The sequence below is a fragment of the Weissella sp. MSCH1 genome, assembly GCF_045799135.1.
Taxonomy (GTDB): Bacteria; Bacillota; Bacilli; order Lactobacillales; family Lactobacillaceae; genus Weissella.
Map to the genome: position 1 here is coordinate 1 of NZ_JBJMBA010000022.1, position 16,790 is coordinate 16,790.

The 16,790-nt window shown below is 48.3% G+C and carries 22 protein-coding genes, 1 riboswitch and 1 other annotated feature; of the genes, 3 read left to right on the top strand and 19 right to left on the bottom strand.

The window, feature by feature from the left end:
- Positions 1 to 477: 477 nt before the first annotated feature.
- The 9 genes from ACJ28U_RS00950 to ACJ28U_RS00990 all read right to left on the bottom strand — a co-directional run bounded on the left by ACJ28U_RS00950 (position 478) and on the right by ACJ28U_RS00990 (position 5,845).
- On the bottom strand, positions 478 to 1,008 hold the full coding sequence (locus ACJ28U_RS00950) for a hypothetical protein (protein WP_407618105.1): 531 nt from the start codon (positions 1,006 to 1,008) through the stop codon (positions 478 to 480).
- Positions 1,009 to 1,028: 20 nt separating this feature from the next.
- Positions 1,029 to 1,235, bottom strand: a complete 207-nt coding sequence (locus ACJ28U_RS00955; RefSeq protein WP_063084296.1) for a hypothetical protein — start codon at positions 1,233 to 1,235, stop codon at positions 1,029 to 1,031.
- Between the two features lie 95 nt (positions 1,236 to 1,330).
- Entirely contained in the window at positions 1,331 to 1,489 is a 159-nt protein-coding gene (locus tag ACJ28U_RS00960) for a hypothetical protein (RefSeq protein ID WP_162835703.1), read from the bottom strand.
- Between the two features lie 10 nt (positions 1,490 to 1,499).
- Positions 1,500 to 1,934, bottom strand: a complete 435-nt coding sequence (locus ACJ28U_RS00965) for a hypothetical protein (protein WP_407618106.1) — start codon at positions 1,932 to 1,934, stop codon at positions 1,500 to 1,502.
- A 66-nt stretch (positions 1,935 to 2,000) separates the two neighbouring features.
- Positions 2,001 to 2,873 carry an ROK family protein gene (locus tag ACJ28U_RS00970; RefSeq protein WP_060654848.1) on the bottom strand — a complete coding sequence of 291 codons (873 nt, stop codon included), beginning with the start codon at positions 2,871 to 2,873 and terminating at the stop codon, positions 2,001 to 2,003.
- A 138-nt stretch (positions 2,874 to 3,011) separates the two neighbouring features.
- Positions 3,012 to 3,419, bottom strand: coding sequence for a hypothetical protein (locus ACJ28U_RS00975; protein WP_407618107.1), 408 nt, complete (start codon positions 3,417 to 3,419; stop codon positions 3,012 to 3,014).
- A gap of 71 nt (positions 3,420 to 3,490) precedes the next feature.
- Positions 3,491 to 4,315 (bottom strand): SDR family NAD(P)-dependent oxidoreductase, encoded by an 825-nt coding sequence (locus ACJ28U_RS00980; protein WP_407618108.1) that lies wholly within the window; start codon positions 4,313 to 4,315, stop codon positions 3,491 to 3,493.
- Positions 4,316 to 4,324: 9 nt separating this feature from the next.
- Positions 4,325 to 4,987: a hypothetical protein gene (locus ACJ28U_RS00985; RefSeq protein ID WP_407618109.1), complete on the bottom strand. Its 663-nt coding sequence runs from the start codon at positions 4,985 to 4,987 to the stop codon at positions 4,325 to 4,327.
- 81 nt (positions 4,988 to 5,068) lie between these two features.
- Positions 5,069 to 5,845 carry a hypothetical protein gene (locus tag ACJ28U_RS00990; protein ID WP_407618110.1) on the bottom strand — a complete coding sequence of 259 codons (777 nt, stop codon included), beginning with the start codon at positions 5,843 to 5,845 and terminating at the stop codon, positions 5,069 to 5,071.
- A 111-nt stretch (positions 5,846 to 5,956) separates the two neighbouring features.
- Here ACJ28U_RS00990 and ACJ28U_RS00995 point away from each other — a divergent pair, with 111 nt between their 5' ends.
- Positions 5,957 to 6,559 carry an IS1096 element passenger TnpR family protein gene (locus ACJ28U_RS00995; RefSeq protein ID WP_085640096.1) on the top strand — a complete coding sequence of 201 codons (603 nt, stop codon included), beginning with the start codon at positions 5,957 to 5,959 and terminating at the stop codon, positions 6,557 to 6,559.
- A 195-nt stretch (positions 6,560 to 6,754) separates the two neighbouring features.
- Here ACJ28U_RS00995 and ACJ28U_RS01000 read toward each other — a convergent pair whose 3' ends face one another.
- From ACJ28U_RS01000 to thiM, 4 genes are read right to left on the bottom strand one after another with little or no spacing between them, the layout of a single operon-like run.
- A complete protein-coding gene (locus tag ACJ28U_RS01000; RefSeq protein WP_407618111.1) occupies positions 6,755 to 7,360 on the bottom strand; it encodes a TenA family protein in 606 nt (201 codons plus the stop codon).
- Positions 7,357 to 8,016: a thiamine phosphate synthase gene (thiE, locus tag ACJ28U_RS01005; RefSeq protein ID WP_407618112.1), complete on the bottom strand. Its 660-nt coding sequence runs from the start codon at positions 8,014 to 8,016 to the stop codon at positions 7,357 to 7,359. The genes ACJ28U_RS01000 and thiE overlap by 4 nt, the downstream gene beginning before the upstream one ends.
- Positions 8,013 to 8,816 carry a bifunctional hydroxymethylpyrimidine kinase/phosphomethylpyrimidine kinase gene (gene thiD / locus ACJ28U_RS01010; protein ID WP_407618113.1) on the bottom strand — a complete coding sequence of 268 codons (804 nt, stop codon included), beginning with the start codon at positions 8,814 to 8,816 and terminating at the stop codon, positions 8,013 to 8,015. Before thiD ends, thiE begins: the two co-directional genes overlap by 4 nt.
- Complete coding sequence (gene thiM, locus ACJ28U_RS01015; protein ID WP_407618135.1) at positions 8,813 to 9,574, bottom strand: hydroxyethylthiazole kinase; 762 nt, start codon at positions 9,572 to 9,574, stop codon at positions 8,813 to 8,815. The genes thiD and thiM overlap by 4 nt, the downstream gene beginning before the upstream one ends.
- Before the next feature lie 74 nt (positions 9,575 to 9,648).
- Positions 9,649 to 9,744: riboswitch (TPP riboswitch) on the bottom strand.
- A 104-nt stretch (positions 9,745 to 9,848) separates the two neighbouring features.
- On the opposite strand from thiM, the gene ACJ28U_RS01020 reads away from it, so the two are divergent.
- A complete protein-coding gene (locus ACJ28U_RS01020) occupies positions 9,849 to 10,058 on the top strand; it encodes a hypothetical protein (RefSeq protein WP_407618114.1) in 210 nt (69 codons plus the stop codon).
- A gap of 110 nt (positions 10,059 to 10,168) precedes the next feature.
- On the opposite strand, the gene ACJ28U_RS01025 is transcribed toward ACJ28U_RS01020, so the two are convergent.
- The 6 genes from ACJ28U_RS01025 to ACJ28U_RS01050 all read right to left on the bottom strand — a co-directional run bounded on the left by ACJ28U_RS01025 (position 10,169) and on the right by ACJ28U_RS01050 (position 15,806).
- Positions 10,169 to 10,342 (bottom strand): hypothetical protein, encoded by a 174-nt coding sequence (locus tag ACJ28U_RS01025; RefSeq protein ID WP_162835704.1) that lies wholly within the window; start codon positions 10,340 to 10,342, stop codon positions 10,169 to 10,171.
- A gap of 253 nt (positions 10,343 to 10,595) precedes the next feature.
- Positions 10,596 to 11,426, bottom strand: a complete 831-nt coding sequence (locus ACJ28U_RS01030) for a MetQ/NlpA family ABC transporter substrate-binding protein (RefSeq protein WP_407618115.1) — start codon at positions 11,424 to 11,426, stop codon at positions 10,596 to 10,598.
- Between the two features lie 21 nt (positions 11,427 to 11,447).
- The gene (locus ACJ28U_RS01035; RefSeq protein ID WP_085640076.1) at positions 11,448 to 12,278 is read right to left on the bottom strand and encodes a MetQ/NlpA family ABC transporter substrate-binding protein; all 831 of its coding nucleotides are present in this window, start codon (positions 12,276 to 12,278) and stop codon (positions 11,448 to 11,450) included.
- A 30-nt stretch (positions 12,279 to 12,308) separates the two neighbouring features.
- Positions 12,309 to 13,241, bottom strand: a complete 933-nt coding sequence (locus ACJ28U_RS01040; RefSeq protein ID WP_141146505.1) for an L-lactate dehydrogenase — start codon at positions 13,239 to 13,241, stop codon at positions 12,309 to 12,311.
- A 28-nt stretch (positions 13,242 to 13,269) separates the two neighbouring features.
- Positions 13,270 to 14,427 (bottom strand): aminotransferase class I/II-fold pyridoxal phosphate-dependent enzyme, encoded by a 1,158-nt coding sequence (locus ACJ28U_RS01045; protein ID WP_407618116.1) that lies wholly within the window; start codon positions 14,425 to 14,427, stop codon positions 13,270 to 13,272.
- Positions 14,428 to 14,438: 11 nt separating this feature from the next.
- Positions 14,439 to 15,806, bottom strand: coding sequence for an FAD-binding oxidoreductase (locus tag ACJ28U_RS01050; protein ID WP_407618117.1), 1,368 nt, complete (start codon positions 15,804 to 15,806; stop codon positions 14,439 to 14,441).
- Between the two features lie 45 nt (positions 15,807 to 15,851).
- Positions 15,852 to 16,099: a binding site (T-box leader), on the bottom strand.
- Positions 16,100 to 16,299: 200 nt separating this feature from the next.
- On the opposite strand from ACJ28U_RS01050, the gene ACJ28U_RS01055 reads away from it, so the two are divergent.
- Complete coding sequence (locus ACJ28U_RS01055; RefSeq protein ID WP_195318049.1) at positions 16,300 to 16,740, top strand: hypothetical protein; 441 nt, start codon at positions 16,300 to 16,302, stop codon at positions 16,738 to 16,740.
- The last annotated feature ends 50 nt before the right edge of the window (positions 16,741 to 16,790 follow it).

Here is a 16,790-nt window from a genome sequence, read left to right on the forward strand (position 1 = left end):
TAACTCAATTTTTGTTGTTTAACAGAAGTTAAACGAATTTACTAGCGAATTGACTTCGCAAATGTTTTTGCATCAAGAACTTGCTTGATGACCCTACACATTTGTTTCATCGAAACGATATTCAGTTTTCAATGACCTACTTAGTCGCCTTGACGACTTAATCTATATTACAGAAGATGATTTCAATTGTCAACAACCAATTTCATTTCTGTTTCACATCGTTTTCGAAGATATTTCATATCTCCGTTGACGACTTGATATATACTACACGCTTCTTTTGTAATCGTCAACACTTTCTTTAAAACAAATTTTGCAAACAAAAAACGGTGACAATCGCCACCGTTTTAACCAGCTATTTTTACAATGTCTAATAATAGGAGGACTTGTCTGATAATAACTGGTGTGACCAACCATGTTCTCTCCGGCTCTCCTATATACGTACTCTATCACGACTAGTAGGCCCCTGCAAATGACGCATTACTTACCGTAATGTAAATCACGCGCGACAGTCCGCTGAACCTTGGCAATCGTTTCACTATGAAAGTCGCGATGATCCAACACCATCCGCTTAGTCATTTCACGTGGCGCTTGGTAGAACATCCACGGCCACTCAGATTGCATCTCAAACGACGCTTGGCCCACCTGGAACCTATCGCGAATTTCCGTAGCATTTCGCCATTCATCAACTAAAGCAAAAACAAATGGACCAAACTCACCTTGGCTACCATCCAGATAGGTCTCCCAGTCACCGACAACCAAAGTCTCCGGGTCATGATCAACTGCATTTCGAACCAAAACCTGGTCATCCCCGGTCGTCACCGCATAATAAGTCCGTTCATCCTCATCCGTTAATCGTGGTAACGAGTCATAATTCAGTCCCAACCGTTTCGCTAACTTTTGCGACAACGCCACGCGAACATGCTGCGCAGGCACGTCACTATCTTGCGCGACAATATGTAATTCAGCTAACTCGTCCGCAATTGTAACTGTCGTAAATTCGTAATACATCAATGTCCTCACTTTCTGAGTTAGTTCGCCAGTGATGTAAAAATACGTCCAATCATCTTAACCATCGTACCAAATACATCTTTACCTAATAGTTGAAACCGAGTACCCATTGGTAATTGTCGGTTTGTCTTAAAGAAACGGAACAAGCCACCAATTAACCCAATTACTAAACCAGCTAATGCTAACACAATAAAAATCAACACAATTACTTGCAAAATCATCATCATTTTTCTATCACTCCCTTTAAGTCTCTCCATTATACCAACAGATTAAGGCATAAAAAATAGGCAACTCGATTAACAATCAAACTGCCTCGTCATTCTTATTTCACTTTTGCGGCGTAATAACCTAACAGTAGCGCTACGAACACAATCAATGCCATGCGCCGATTATCATGGTATAAAAACATATCGACCAACGCATAGACAAACAGTGCAACCGCAGCAATGGTCATGCCCAACTTTAACGTACTCTTTTTCATCTCGTCTCGTTTACCCTTCCTCAGCATAGCGAATTGTTGCATCACGGAGGTAGCTCGCAAATTGTTGATGACCTACCTCATACTCAAACGCATCTTTAAAATCCGCAATATAACTTTGCCGAATCGTTGGGTGCCCCCAAGTTGGGCGCCAGTCTAACCGATAGATGCCATCCGTTAGTAGCACGTCATAACCCGGAAACGCCATCCGCAACACTGACAATGTTTTATCCGTCACTGGAAACTGCTTCACAAGGAGCGGATGCGCATTGGTGGCGGGGTCAACTGTCTCAGTCATCGCAACCGCACTATCAGATGAGCCAATAAACACTAATCGGCGTGACGCATCGGTCATAAACGTACCGTCCGTTAATGAAATACCATCAAAGACAGCCGCCTTCAACAATTCCGGTCCCCAAAATTCAATCACCTGTTGTTCATCCTGCATACCAAGTGTGCCTCCTAACGCAAAAAACCTGACCATCATTGATCAGGTTTTCATTATAGCGTGAATTTAAACTAATGTCTTGGCCAAGTAGAAGCTACCTAAAATACCAGCGTCATCCCCATTACCCGCTCGAACCAAGTAGTCGTCTAAGTTCGGCACCGCCAAGTAATCTGACAATTGTGCTGCAAACGACTTGCGGACAAGCGACATCAAGACATCGCGATGTGGCACACCGCCGCCAAAAATGATTTTTTCTGGTCGCAAAATCGTTGTATACGTCACAGCCGCCTGAGCCAAGTAGAATGCCTCAAGTTGCCAGGCTGTGCTGTCATCATCTAACAAATTAGCGGGTTGACCCCATCGTTCAGCCATTGCCGGTCCAGACGCGACACCTTCTAAACAATGATCGCCGTGGAATGGACAGTGTCCTTTATACGTGTCCATTGGGTGCTTATTCACCATAATGTGGCCCGCTTCCGGATGCGAAATACCTTGCAGTAATTGACCATTGGCTACAATGCCGGCGCCAATCCCCGTACCAACCGTCAAATACAGGATGTTATCGTTTTCCTGACCAGCGCCTGATACGAATTCGCCCCACGCTGAACCGTTCACATCCGTTGTCCAATAGTATGGTATATCGCGCCATTCAGTCATGGCGCCCAAAAAGTTGTACCCCGACCAACCACGCTTGGGCGTTGCCAGCACATAGCCATATGTGCGACTGGCTGGATTAACATCGATTGGTCCAAACATTGAAATACCAATCGCAACAATATCCTGATATTGATCGAAAAACGCTTGAATCTGACTCATCGTCTCAGCTGCGTACGCCGTCGGAAAACTTTCCCGTGCAACAACCGTCTCTGGATGTGCCGCATCGGCCACGGCCACCACAAATTTGGTACCGCCACCTTCAATTGCCCCTAATAGTGCCATGATTATCCCCCAAATTGATATCATTTTTACCTGTTAAGCATAGCACAAATCGCCCTCGGATGTAAGCGCTTTCTTGGTGTGTTAAAAAGAAAAGCTGTCTCGGTAGCGTTGCCACCAAAACAGCCAAATCAATCACCCTTATTTTATCTGGGCCATAACTTCCGCCCATGTGATGCCTTGACCATACAAGTCATCGTAATCAATTGTCTTGGCATCGGCTAAATCAACCCAACGTGCTTGGTGATTTAACTCGTTAACGATGCCCAAAAATTTATGTCCGTTAATGGTAACAATGCCCTTAGTATTAAGGTCAACACCTTCTGGCACAACATTGTCCGCCTGATACACGCGCCGGTAACTTGGCCGCACGTGCGTCACCGATACGTCCTTCGTTGTGCCATCGTCATACCAATCGTTGGGGTCATAACCACTTTGCGCTGTTACAACTGCCTTTTTCTGCTTGAAATTTGCGTGCGACCGGCGCCGTAACACTTCAAACAAAGTAAACGCCACCGCGGCCACAATAATTAAAATGAACTCAATCATGATAAGCCTTCTATATCTTAATATAAATCTACACGAAAATTGTAGGCTCATTCTCTTAGAGATTCAAGCTATTAGGCTAGATAATTCGCAACTGCGCGCATTGACGCTTCCCATAAAGCTTGGCCATCTTGCCCGTCGATATCTTGGTTCTTCACCTTCAGCAGGTGGTTACCGTTATAAACGGCACCATCGGTAAAGTCGACTCCCGGTGTACCCAAAGCTAACTTAACCAGGCGTTGCGCACTCTTGGCTGGGCTAATTGTTCCCAAATATTTCAGTGGTGTCTGATAGAGCCAACGCATCACAGTATTCGATTCACTCGAAAAACTCGTCCGGACGACTCCCGGATGAAACGCAACCGCATGCAATTGTCCTGGATAACGACGCACTAATTCGCGGGTGAATAAGATATTTTCGTACTTCGCATACCCGTACGCTTTTTCCGACGTATAGCTTTGGACCACGTTGAGATCATTAACATCAAATGGTGCCCCAAACAAATTAGCCGCGATACTTGACGTTGCGATGACTGTCGCGTGATCCGCCACCAATTTATCGAGCAACAGTTGGGTCAATAAAAAGGCGCCTAAGTGATTAACCTGAAACGTCTTCTCGAAACCATCGGCTGTTAATGTGCGCTCGCCCATGATACCGCCGGCATTATTCGCCAGCACATCAATATGATCATACTGGCGTAGCTCGTTTGCCAGACGTTGCACATCGGCAAGTTTGGTAAAGTCCGCCAAGTGGTATGGCATCTTAAGTGCGTTTGCAACAGCTGCCGTCTTCGCTGGATTCCGGCCAACAATGACAACCTGATGTCCTAAGCCAACCAACGCTTGCGCCGCTGCAGCACCAATACCATCACTACCACCAGTAATTACGATTGTTTTCATGAGTATCCCCTATCGTTTTGAACGCTTTGCCTCGTCAATAGCTTCTTCAATTGCCGTAACCATGACGGCTTTTTTCATATTAATCTGCTTTGACGACCGCACCTGCTTAATCTTAATTTGCTTGGTCAAGTGCCAACGCTCCGTTGTTGCTGTATACAGACGCTTGCCGTTGTTATCCGTAATCCGATAACTAGTTGCGAATAAATGGAATGGATTCCGCCGCGATTGGCCAACGACATCCCCTGCTTTATCCAAAAACTGGTACTGATGGAAGAATAAGGCCCACACCTTTTCGCGCAGCGCGCCATCATATGTACCGTCGGCCGTCGCAAAGACACCGCCACGTGCGATTGACAACGCCAATAGTCGCCGAGACTGGTGTTCACGGTAAGCCACGTCACCAGCTGGCGTCTCAAGCGCCAACGTATCACCAAACGGGTGCCAAAAATCGCCCGTCAACGTGCCAACTGATTTACCCGCTACCCGGACATCGTACGACGTCGATAACCGGAAGAATTTCTGCACCAGCGTCACTTCTTGGGCTTGTTCCAGCGTTGTGTCTAATTGTTTAATCCGTTCGGTTGCCTGATCAGCCGCCTGAACGTTGCTAGTCGTGAACAGTATCATCGCTACCACAACTGCCAAACTTAATCCTAGTCTTTTCAATTGCATCCCTCACAATCTGATTCGCCTACCAGTATAAGCATTTGCAAATGAAAACACCATAACAAACGCTATGGTGTTACCGGTTATTTAATCTTGCTGATCTGTTACGTCATCAATCAACTCAGTCATTGGCAACAATTTCAAACCTGGATCGGCCACTTGCAGACTAGCCTTAAAAGCTTCGACTTGTTCAGCCACTTGTTGCAGAACGCTGTCATATTCACCTTGTAAGCCTGACACTTTAAATTGCTTGCGGGCCATCAGTTGTTGCTGAATCGTTTCGGCAGCCATACCAATACCAGCAACGGCGGCATCGACCGCCAAACCTTTCGCAACGCCCGAACCCCGTTTCGTCGTCCCCGTGCTGTTAGTTTTCTTACGTAACTTAGCTGCTTGTGAAATCGCCATTTGCCCCGCTTGCAACACAACTGCTCGCTTAGTTGCGTTGCTAATCGACTTTCCGGCCGGATTAGCTGCCAACTTCACGTAGTTGGTTGGCGTCACCACTGATAACTGCACGTCATGCACCAATTCCGCATCAAATTCAAACTGTTGCGTCGCTTCATCGGTCATAAACGCCACGACCATATTACGCATGGCTTCATTAACATCTGCCACCAATTGTGTTTCAAACCGGTGCGCCACAATGTTGAATTCACTCGTCGAAATTGTGTTTGCTTTATACAATTCTGCTAGCTGTGCAATCGCGGCCCGCCGACTTTGCTTCATCGCTTTGAACGGCAAGGCCAATTTACGATTAATCGTCATGTTTAACCGCGTATCCGTCGCCCGTTGTTTTACATCATCACCCAAACGCTGAGCGCCTCGTTTTACCGCCTGCAGATTTTCTGTCAACTTTGCCATGTTCAATTCCCCCAAATTGCTTTACATTCATTATACCGGAAATTTGGTGGCGACCATACATCCTTCACCCAAACTTGTTACAATGAAGTCACTACGAAACGAGGTACCGTTATGATTATCAAAGCAACGTTAGCCGACCCTACATTACCTGAAATTTCACGATTAATACGGATTCCCGAATTCCGCCAAATGGCCCAACTACACAAAGCGCTACAGCTAGCGTTCGGGCTAACTGATTCGCATCTGTATAAGTTCGACGGCGGCATTTACTACATTACCAACGACAAACTCGGCATTGCCGACGACAAGCTTAAGCAAAAGCAACAACTGAAGCATTGGGATGAGCTGTCTCAATTTGAACAACAACCTGATTTCCGCCACAAAACGTTAAAGATGCCCGCCGTCTTATTGATGGACTTCTTTTCCAACTTAACCCACGCAACGTATGTCTACGATTTTGGGGATGACTGGCGGTTTGACTTAGAGGTCGTCGACATGGAGGATCCATATGAAGAAAATCCAGCGATTAAGGTGCTGGATGTCCAGGGACCCGATCTGTTAGAAGACGGACATATCGAGTTTCCAGCCTTGGTGATGGCTGCTTACGAGGAACCCGAAACGATTCTTGACGGGAGCGCCCAACTGGCTTTCACAACCCCGGAAACAGCCAATTACAAGCTCTTTCTCGCAAAACTTTATGATTATAGTTACTAATGACACCCAACCGCACCGTTTATCAATGGCGCGGTTTTTATTATTACGATTTTTTACCAACGTCGTCACCATTTAGGCCCCCCCTCCGAAACTGTTAACCCTGTTGCAATTCCCCGATAAACGACAAATGAGGCACCGGCGCACCGGTACCTCACAAGATAGTTTTATTGTAGCATGAAAAATTTTGTTCAGCAATTAATTTTCAGCCATTTGCCAAAATGTCAGTTCGTGCTGATACGACGTTGCGTATATGCCCGCGTAGTCAATTGTCGCTGATTGGCCTTGCTGTAAGAGTTGTGCCACAGTTGTCCAGCTCCAGGTAACCGCGCTTTGATAAGCATCCCCCACATAGTACGCCACCCAGTCTGTGTACCCACTGGGCGCTACACCTGCTTGGGCTAATTTTTGCGCAATCAAACCGTACGATTCGGTACAGGGTAATAACGCTAACATACTAGCTAACGGATCACCTAGCTGCACCGTCTGATCAAGATGCGCCAAATAGGCCAAATTATGGGGTGCCGGATCAATCTGATGATAACGATCACTAGGTTGCAACCCCAAATGAGCATCTGCCTCATCAGCTGTCACAACAGCTCGACGCCGTAACGTCGGTGGCAATTGTTGCATCGTTTGCGCAAGTAACGCCTCAAAACGCCCCACGTAATGGGTATCTTGGGCAACATAGTAATCCCGGCTGGCCTGGCTTAAGTCACCCGTGCGAATACCTTGCACGAACGGAGTCGCCATAATCTCCGTCAACCATTTTGTTTGAATTTGTCCGAGCTCTGTTTGCTTCATTCTGCCATCCCCCATAAGCTGGTCATCTCCTGCACTACCGTCGTAGCATCAGGCGCCTGACTGAGCAAACTGACCACCGCGACACCATCTAGACCCGTCCGAGCAAGCGCTGGTAACGTCGCAAGACTGATACCACCAATCCCGACCGTTGGTAAACGGTGTTCATTATGTGCTAACACGGTCGTTAAACCGGCCAAACCCAACGGCTCGGCAGCATCCGCTTTCGTCGTCGTGGCAAAAATTGGCCCGACCCCCAGATAATCCAGCCCGACCACTGCTTGTGCGGCCTGCATTTCAGTCACATTACGCACCGACAGACCGACAATCATCTCGGGCGGCGTCTCCGCAATCACCGTCCGAATATCACGGTCATCTTGGCCAACGTGAATGCCATCTGCCCCGATTGCCAGCGCAAGATCGACATCATCATCAATAAAGAAGCGGACATTGGCGGCCTTGGCGGCGGCTTGCAATCGACGCGCTAACGGCAAACGGGTGACCGAATCTGTCAGCCCAGCCCCTTTTTCCCGGAACTGATAGGCAGTAATCCCGGTTTGCATTATCGCGACAATCTTGGCTTCATATTCCGACAAGGTCAATGTTGGAAAGTCCTGTGAGCCAGCTACAAAATAGCGTTGTAAGTCATCTTTATTCATCCCGTCACCCAATGATTCAATGGTCCGTGTCCATGACCGACAGCAATTGTTTCTGAAATCGCTGCTGTCATAAACCGCTTGGCATCTGGCATCAACGCTGCTAGTGTTTCACCTTTAGCCAAATGTGCAGTGATATACGCCGATAAGGTATCGCCAGTGCCGTGGGTGCGGTTAGTTGCCACCCGCGGCGCACGGAGCCAGAACCCCGTCCCGTCGGCTAACGCAACATAGTCTGCCACTTCATCTGAGCGACTGTCAGCCAAATGGGCACCCTTTAGGACGACATTCGCTGGTCCAAGGGCCCGTAAATCATGCGCAGCCGCCACCATCGCGGTTTCCGACGTAATTGGCCGGTCAAGTAATACACTCGCTTCCGCTAAATTAGGTGTCATCACCGTCGCCAGTGGCAGTAATTCGGCAACCAACACTGCCACTGCGTCATCCGTCAGTAATGGCGCGCCACCTTTAGCGACCATGACTGGGTCAACCACCACAAATGGGATTTGGGCTTGTGCCAAATTATCCGCCACCGTTTGGACCCGTTCCGCATCAAACAAAGCACCTGTTTTCACCGCTTGAATCGATAAATCTGCTAACACACTATCAAACTGGGCAGTCACAAAATCGGCTGGGGTGGGCAAAACAGCTTGTACGCCCAACGTATTTTGCGCGGTTAAACCCGTGATAATCGACGCTGCATACACGCCTTGGTTATGAAAGGTTTTTAAATCGGCATTTGCACCAGCGCCACCACTGGCATCAATGCCCGCAACTGTCATGACTTGTGGCACGTCAATCATGCAATCACCTCCGCTTGGGTCAATTGGTACAGTGCATCAAATAAGGTCGCAACAAATGTACCGGGTCGATTTGGGCCCTGCGCAGTTGCTTGCTCACCAGCCTGGCCCAGCACTTGTGCAGCAGTCTCACCAGCCAACAGGTAATCATCGGTCACGGCGACAAACGCGCCAACTATGCCACTTAACATATCGCCGGCACCGACATTCACCGCCAACAACGGTGAATTAGTTGTCACCTGGCGGGTTGATTGGCCATCGGTAATCACGTCAATAACGCCTGTTTGCACAATCGTGGCGCCCGTTTGTTTGGCTGCGGCCACAGCATTTGCCACATGGGCGTCAGTCTCATGGGCATCAATCCCTTGACCGGCCACGGTTACCCCGGCAAACCAACCAATTTCGGCCGCATTGCCTCGAATGACATCGACTTTAATCATGTCTAGCAAACGCGTCACAAACTGCGCCCGGTACGGCATCCCCACCGCCACCGGATCCAACACGACGGGTTTGTGTTGCCGGTTGGCTGCTTGCCCAACTGCAACAAATAGTGGCCAGCGGGCTTCCGATAAGGTACCGGTATTCAACACGACAGCATCGGCGATGGCCACCAATTCTTCGGCTTCGGCCACCTCATCGGTCATTAAGGGGGATGCCCCCAATACATTAATTGCATCGGCAACCCGTTGCATGGTTACCAAGTTCGCCACATTTAATACCAGTGGCTGTTGTTCACGGATATTGGTCAATAACGTTGTCATCATTCCTCCTAGAAACTAAAAAAATCGGCCAACCCGCGTAACAAAAAACGGATCGATCGATTGGAAAGACATTCTAGTCGGTCTACCATCTTCCCTACGCAAGTCTTAACTCAACAGGTTCAAAGGGTCCGGTTTCCCGTCTCAGCCAAATGGCTCCCCTAGTGGTGAATATTCAATTCTTCTTTAGTCTAGCAGAAGTTGCGCAAAAAACAACCAACGCTTTGCTGTTGTACTAACTAATTTTTTGCTAGACTGAGCATAAGGAGGCGGTATCATGACACTGTTTTTGGGGATTATCATGCTCGGACTCGGCTTATTAGAAATCGTGCTGTCAAAACGATCGGTCAAAATCTATGAAAAGGTGGCCCGTCCGACTGACTCACCATTTAAACTACTGGGGTTTGGTTACGGTTTTTACATTGGCATCGTCATTGCACTTTTGTCACTCGGTCCCATCATCACCGGAATTATGCAACTTATTTAACAATTAACAGGCTGACCTAGCGTCAGTCTTTTTTACCGGCGCAATAAAAACCCGTCAGCCACCACAGCCAACGGGTATCCCGACGTATCACGGCGCACACTAATCCCAAATTAGTGTGACGCAGCCATTCCATTGTTTGCATCGTGCTTATGCGACGCCACCTTTGCTGACACCACGTCAGCAACATCTTCATCATTCTCTTCAATCTTAAAGATTGTCTTGTAACCAGCAAATGAAACTGCTGCGGCAATCAAGCTAAACAAACTAAATAGAAATGTCATCATGATACGAACCCCCTTAATATCGATGCGTTCCTTTTTCCCTTGTCATTATAATAACCCCCTAGCCCCTGTATTAGCGGAAATGGTTGCAAATTGGCCTAGTTTGCGACAGTTTTAACAATCACTGGCCATTCTCAGCCAAAACAAGCCGAATTCAGCTCAATCCCGGGACATTCCTTACTTTTTAGCACAAAAAGAAGCGACCTAACACAACCTTTGTGTCAGCTCGCTTCATCATGTGCCGGATTTTCCGGATTTACTTCAAATTCCAAGCGGCATACTGTGAATTGCCAAACAACTTTTTAATTTCAGCCTTTGTTTCGGCTGTTTGGTATACCTTCACAATTTGCTTATACACCTTCTTATTAGCTTCCGTCTTACGGGCTGCAATCAAGTTAATGTACGGATCAACATTTTTCTTCAAATTTTGCGTTAACAAAATATCCTTGTCCGCTAACTTGGCATCGTGGGCAAAGTTACCGTTTATCACCGCTGCATCCGTAGTCTTCAAGGCTGAGACAGCTTGACCAGCGTCTACTTCCTTGATGTGCAACTTCTTGGGATTCCAGGTAATATCCTTCGCCGTTGGATCGGTCACCTTGGTGTTGTACTTGATCAACTTGGCTTGCACCAGGACATTCAAGGCACGTTGCTCGTTCGTCGCATCGTTTGGCACCGCAATTGTGGCCCCTGACTTGATGTCACTAAGCTTATCGGCTTTCAACGAGTACAACCGCATTGGCACAATCACCGTCTTACCAATCGACGTCAACTTGCTACCCATTTTCTTATTCTGATCATCAAAGAAAATCTTGGTTTGGAAGGCATTCAAATCCAAACTCCCATCGACCAATGCCTGATTTGGCTTCACATAATCATTGAATTCCTTCAACTTAATCGTGATGCCATACTCTTTCTTGGCGCGTTGCCCAATATTTTCCCACAATTCGCGGGCCGTATCACCAACCACACCCACTGTGACCGTCTTATTATCGGCTGCCAACACACCTTGGTCTTGGGCGACGACGCCAACCCCGGCCGTGACCAACGCACTAGCCACTAACAAACCCAACTTCACTTTATGCATAAAATACTCCCTATTAACTGTTTACTTCAACGTAATATCCCAAGCTGGTAGCTCGGCTTGACCCCATTCAGACTTCAAGTAAGCCTTGGTAGCCTTGGTCTGGTAAGCCTTCACCACTTCCTTGTAAATCTTCTTGTTTGCGTGCTTCTTTGACGCTGCAATCACATTAATCCATTCAGCTGACTTCTTGTTAACCGGCTCAACATAAATGGCCGAGCTCAACTTAATCTTGGCTTGTTGGGCGTAGTTGGTATTAATGACTGCGCCAGCCTCTGACTTCAAAGCCGTTGGTGTTTGTGCAGCATCGACTTCCTTAATCTGCAAGTTCAACTTGTTCGTCGCAATATCCTTCACCGTTGGCAAGGCCACATCCTTCAAGGTGATCAACCCGGCTGATTGCAACAGAATCAATGCACGAGCTTCATTCGTGGCGTCATTTGGCACCGCAATACTGTCACCCTTTTGGAAATCCTTAGGTGACTTGTGCTTCTCAGAATACAAGCGAATTGGCGTGATAATCGTCTTACCAATTGCCTTCACAGAATTACCATTAGAGTGGTTCCAGTTGTCAAGGAAGTAGTAGTGTTGGAACGCGTTCAGGTCCAACGAACCATCTGCCACCGCCTTGTTTGGTTGGTTATAATCCGAGAACACCTTCGTCTTTAGCGTAATGCCGTATTCCTTCTTAGCCGTCTTGGCGACCGTCTTCCACAAACCAGCATCCTGGGTACCCACAATTCCGACGGTGACAGTCTTTGAATCTGCACTGGCCGTCACGGCTGGTAAGGCCACTGATCCGGCCAAAACAGTTGCTGCAATTGCTACCCCAAACTTCAATCCATTTGTCGTCATAATAATTTTCTCCTATCTCCTAATAACCAATTAATCTGCTAATTCAGCGTAAACATCATCAAAGCGTTGCTTAATGTAAGCCGCCGACTCTGTTAACTTTTGTTGCTCACTGTCCGTCAATTGCAGTGGCGCCTTATGCAATACCCCAGCACGTCCCACGACCACGGGGTAAGACAAGTACGTTTCCAAATCCGTTTGATAGGTTGAAACCGGCAAGACTTCATGTGAGTCTGAGAGCACCGCTTCAACCAAATGGATCGTGGCACTTGCAATGCCGTAACTGGTAAATTCCTTACCCGCATAAACGGTGTACCCACCACGACGGGCTTCATCTTCCAAGGCATCCAAATCCAAATCGGCTTCATCACCGACTAATTCACCATGGACGCGGACCGTTGACCAAGCCGTGAACTGCGAATTACCGTGTTCACCCAAGTTGTAACCGCTCACCGACTTGGGATTCACGCCCAACGCAACGCCAACCGCCCGTTGCATCCGCGCCGTATCCAGTAACGTCCCGCTACCGATAACTCGATTAGCTGGGAACCCAGTAAAGCGTTGGTACAAGGCCGTGATGACATCGACTGGGTTCGTCACCACTACTAGCACGCCATGGAACCCAGACGCCACAATCTTATCGGCAACCCCACGCACCTGTTGTTTGGTGAATTGCAGTTCAACAAAGCGATCACCAGTCGCTTGTCCAGTCTTTTGTAATGAAATTTGACCCAGCGTTGAAATGACAATATCCGCATCATTCAACGCTTGCCAGTCATTCACCACAATGTGCACGTCATACTTCAAATTCGCCGCCGCATCTTGAAAGTCCAAGGCCTCTGCTTCAGCTTTAGCGCTGTTGGTATCGATGAAAATCAATTCATCCGCGCCACCCGTGGTTACCAACCCGTGCGCAATAGCGGCTCCAACGTGTCCTAACCCAATAATTGCAATCTTACGTGCCATATGAATATCCCCCTAAAAATAACCTAGTTTAATCTGTAATAAATGCGGCAATCCGCGCGACAGCCGTTTGCAAATCAGCTAACGAAGCCGCATAACTCAATCGAATGTAGCCGGCCCCACCAATTCCAAAGGCGGATCCCGGAATAACCGCGACCTTGCCTTCCTGGGCAAGCGCCAAACTAAAGGCCCCGTCATCTTGATCCAAACCATCTGGAATCTGGGCAAAGACATAAAAGGCCCCGGCTGGTTGCGGAATCGCAAAGCCAAGTTCGCGTAACGCCTTTACCAAGTAATCGCGCCGGGCTGAATATTCAGCCTTCATCGCCAACGTATCTTGGCGCCCCGCTTCAGTACCCAGTGCTTCCGCAGCCCCGGCCATCGCTGGATTCGAGGCTGACGTCACCGCAAATTGGTGAATCAAGCCGACCGCACTGATTAATTTCGTTGGGCCCACCACAAACCCAATGCGGTAACCCGTCATCGCGTGTGACTTCGATACCCCGTTCAAGACCAACGTTTGGTCGGGCAAGTACTGGGCAATCGAGGTGTGTTGTCCGTCATAAACTAACTCTGAATAAATTTCATCCGCAATCACTGTGATGTCCGTCCCACGTAAGACATCTGCCAACGCCGATAATTGTTCCGACGTGTAGGTTGCCCCAGTTGGATTTGATGGATAGTTCAGCACAACCGCCACTAGTTGATCGCCATATGTGTCAATCGCGCCCTGTAATTGGTCCGGCGTGAGCAAGAAGTCAGTCGCCGATGTATCCACATAGGTTGGTACGCCACCAGCCAAGACCACCGTCGGGTCATACAACGGGAAGTTTGGCGCCGGAATCAAGACACGGTCGCCAGGATTAACAACGGCGGTAATCGTGTCATAAATCCCTTCCGTGGCCCCCAACGTCACAATGACTTGTGAGTCAGCATCATATTGCAGGTTGTACCGGTCAGCTAAGAAGTGCACCGCCGCTTCCCGCAACGTTTGCGTCCCAGCGGCCGGTGCGTAATGTGAATCATCTGCTAAAATGCTGTCGATTGCTGCCTGTTTAATGTGGGTCGGTACATTGAAATCTGGTTCACCCAGCGTCAATTTCAAAATATCAGCCACATCACTAATCTGGGCGTCGAATGCTCGAATCGCATTGGGCTGAATCTGTGTTAAGCGTTCATTTAAGCTCATCGTCTACCTCCCTAAAACTTGCGACCAGGGTTTAAAATACCGGTCGGATCAAAAACGACTTTAATTTGTTGTTGTAATGTTTGCACCGCGGGTGACAATTGCTGTGGCACCCACTTCTTTTTAATCGTGCCAATCCCGTGTTCCGCACTGACCGTGCCACCGATGCTAATCACAAAGGGCAGTAGCTCATCAATATAGGCCTGCGTTTCCGCGGGTAAAGCCCCATCTTTACTTTCTAAAATGATATCCGGATGCAAGTTACCGTCGCCAGCGTGGCCGAGCAACAATAACCGTTGACCATGCTTAGCGGCAATCGCTTCCGCGCGATCGGCGACAGTTGCTAACTGTCCTAATGGCACGGCAATGTCTTCCACAATTAAACGGCCATATTGCGCGCCGGCCGCAAAGATATCTTGGCGAATTTTGATAATAGTCGCCGTGCGGGCCGGGTCCGACGTGACATCAATTGTCTGAGCACCAGCCTTACGGAGCAGGTCATCAACCAAATCCAACGCACCGGCAACTGCGACATCAAGTTGGAAAATCAGCAAGGCTTGTTCGCCACGCCCGCCCAAATCAATACCTTCGTACTCATCAAGCGCTTCAATTGACACCCGATTTAGAACTTCTAGCATTGATGGATTAACACCACTGGCTTGCAGCACTTGCACGGCATGCGTTAATGCATGCACATCCGCAAAGGTCGCTAAGCCCGTCACAGTATCGCCAAACGGAATTGGTCGGAGACGTACAGTGGCTTCAACGACCACCCCAAGCGTACCTTCCGAACCAATGAACAAGTCGGTTAAGTCATAACTGGCATTGTTCTTAAATGTGGCCCCGCCGAGTTCTAATAAACGACCGTCGGCGAGGACAACCTTAAGGCCCAAGACATTTTCACGAGTTGTGCCGTACTTCAACGACGCCATTCCACCTGCGTTCGTTGCGATATTGCCGCCGATGGTACTAATTGGCTTCGAACCTGGGTCTGGCGCGTAAAAGTAACCGACTTTACGAGCAGCTTGATCGAGGTCGCCGTTCAACACCCCAGCCTCGACCACCGCCGTTTGATTCTCTGGTTGCAACGCCACAATGTGATTGAGCCGGGATAAATTCAGAAGAATACTGCCATCCAAACCGGCTGCCCCATTCGCAATTGACGTGCGGGCACCCTGGGTCACGACTGGAATATGATGCGCCGTCGCAAATTGCAACGTGGCTTGGACGTCCGCCACAGAAGCAGCAAACACCACCGCGATTGGTTGCCCCTCAGCTGCTGTTTCTTGGGTATAGGGATTCAGCCGGTATTCTGCAAGCACAGGCGGCTCGGTGACCATCTCACCATCTGGTAATGCTAATGTTGTTAAATCTGTGCTCATACTTTCCTCCAAATAAAAAACGTCCCGTCGCAGCACAATTGTCTGCAACGGGACGACTCATCATCGTGTTACCACCCGAATTCTGCCCAAAATCACCTTTGGACACTTATCAAGTACGCGCTAAAAAAGCGGTGATACTCTAGCGCGATAACGGGCGCACCCGGAAACGACGTTCATCATCATCGTTTCAACCCACTCCAAGGCCATATTCACCAACTAAGTTGATTGCTTCACACCTTACGCAACTCTCTGAACAACTTAGGCTTGGTTACTCACCTCTTCTTCGTTGCACTTATTGTAGTCACGTTAAAATGAAAAGTCAATAAGTTTATTAGAATTATTCTCATTTAACTTCCGAACACTACCCCGGCTACCCTTTTCAGGCCACTGATAACGGGCTTTATGCTAATATATGTCAGTTCCTATTTGGCAGCCACCGCGCTGCAACACGTGCAATCCCTGGTCCACGTTAATCCCGGCAGGAGGACAGACAATGGCAAGTGCTTTTAACAGTGCCGATATCGCGGCGAAGAAACAAGAATTGGGTTACCCCGCTGATACATCAAACTTGGCTTACATTCAAGCCAGCCACAAATTGGAGGACGTCATCGCGGCGTTCAACTCGTTCACAGGTAAGAACTACGTGGTCAGCTTTGAACCAACCGGTTTGTTGTTCATGGGGTTGACGCCACTGAATCAATTTAACGGCAATGATCAATTCGTGGCGTTAACTGAAATTGGTGCCATCGCCCACCGCGATGAAGCCGTTTTCAACGGTCACGAGATTAGTGACGCCGAAACGTTGGTCTTGGATTCGCTAGCTGGTGAACACACGGAGCACCAATTGTACACGTCATTGTCGATGGCCGACTGGGTCGCTGCGGATGTGGCGAACGTTAATGCGATTATTGATGGGTATAACCAGGTTGGTTAATTGTTTTGGGTATAGTTAAGGGGATGCATCTTGCGGTGCATCCCCTTTTT

What these genes read in the sequence shown, in the direction of transcription:
- thiD (WP_407618113.1), bottom strand. Translation starts at nt 8,816, where the DNA reads ATGATTGACGTGCCACAAGTCATGACAGTTGCGGGCATTGATGCCAGT.
- ACJ28U_RS00965 (WP_407618106.1), bottom strand. Translation starts at nt 1,934, where the DNA reads ATGCAGGATGAACAACAGGTGATTGAATTTTGGGGACCGGAATTGTTG.
- ACJ28U_RS00980 (WP_407618108.1), bottom strand. Translation starts at nt 4,315, where the DNA reads ATGAAAACAATCGTAATTACTGGTGGTAGTGATGGTATTGGTGCTGCA.
- ACJ28U_RS01050 (WP_407618117.1), bottom strand. Translation starts at nt 15,806, where the DNA reads ATGAGCACAGATTTAACAACATTAGCATTACCAGATGGTGAGATGGTC.
- ACJ28U_RS01040 (WP_141146505.1), bottom strand. Translation starts at nt 13,241, where the DNA reads ATGGCACGTAAGATTGCAATTATTGGGTTAGGACACGTTGGAGCCGCT.
- ACJ28U_RS01035 (WP_085640076.1), bottom strand. Translation starts at nt 12,278, where the DNA reads ATGACGACAAATGGATTGAAGTTTGGGGTAGCAATTGCAGCAACTGTT.
- ACJ28U_RS00970 (WP_060654848.1), bottom strand. Translation starts at nt 2,873, where the DNA reads ATGGCACTATTAGGGGCAATTGAAGGTGGCGGTACCAAATTTGTGGTG.
- ACJ28U_RS01020 (WP_407618114.1), top strand. Translation starts at nt 9,849, where the DNA reads ATGACACTGTTTTTGGGGATTATCATGCTCGGACTCGGCTTATTAGAA.
- ACJ28U_RS00990 (WP_407618110.1), bottom strand. Translation starts at nt 5,845, where the DNA reads ATGGCAAAGTTGACAGAAAATCTGCAGGCGGTAAAACGAGGCGCTCAG.
- ACJ28U_RS00960 (WP_162835703.1), bottom strand. Translation starts at nt 1,489, where the DNA reads ATGAAAAAGAGTACGTTAAAGTTGGGCATGACCATTGCTGCGGTTGCA.
- ACJ28U_RS00955 (WP_063084296.1), bottom strand. Translation starts at nt 1,235, where the DNA reads ATGATGATGATTTTGCAAGTAATTGTGTTGATTTTTATTGTGTTAGCA.
- ACJ28U_RS00995 (WP_085640096.1), top strand. Translation starts at nt 5,957, where the DNA reads ATGATTATCAAAGCAACGTTAGCCGACCCTACATTACCTGAAATTTCA.
- thiM (WP_407618135.1), bottom strand. Translation starts at nt 9,574, where the DNA reads ATGACAACGTTATTGACCAATATCCGTGAACAACAGCCACTGGTATTA.
- ACJ28U_RS01045 (WP_407618116.1), bottom strand. Translation starts at nt 14,427, where the DNA reads ATGAGCTTAAATGAACGCTTAACACAGATTCAGCCCAATGCGATTCGA.
- thiE (WP_407618112.1), bottom strand. Translation starts at nt 8,016, where the DNA reads ATGAATAAAGATGACTTACAACGCTATTTTGTAGCTGGCTCACAGGAC.
- ACJ28U_RS00950 (WP_407618105.1), bottom strand. Translation starts at nt 1,008, where the DNA reads ATGTATTACGAATTTACGACAGTTACAATTGCGGACGAGTTAGCTGAA.
- ACJ28U_RS01030 (WP_407618115.1), bottom strand. Translation starts at nt 11,426, where the DNA reads ATGCATAAAGTGAAGTTGGGTTTGTTAGTGGCTAGTGCGTTGGTCACG.
- ACJ28U_RS00985 (WP_407618109.1), bottom strand. Translation starts at nt 4,987, where the DNA reads ATGCAATTGAAAAGACTAGGATTAAGTTTGGCAGTTGTGGTAGCGATG.
- ACJ28U_RS01025 (WP_162835704.1), bottom strand. Translation starts at nt 10,342, where the DNA reads ATGATGACATTTCTATTTAGTTTGTTTAGCTTGATTGCCGCAGCAGTT.
- ACJ28U_RS01000 (WP_407618111.1), bottom strand. Translation starts at nt 7,360, where the DNA reads ATGAAGCAAACAGAGCTCGGACAAATTCAAACAAAATGGTTGACGGAG.
- ACJ28U_RS00975 (WP_407618107.1), bottom strand. Translation starts at nt 3,419, where the DNA reads ATGATTGAGTTCATTTTAATTATTGTGGCCGCGGTGGCGTTTACTTTG.
- ACJ28U_RS01055 (WP_195318049.1), top strand. Translation starts at nt 16,300, where the DNA reads ATGGCAAGTGCTTTTAACAGTGCCGATATCGCGGCGAAGAAACAAGAA.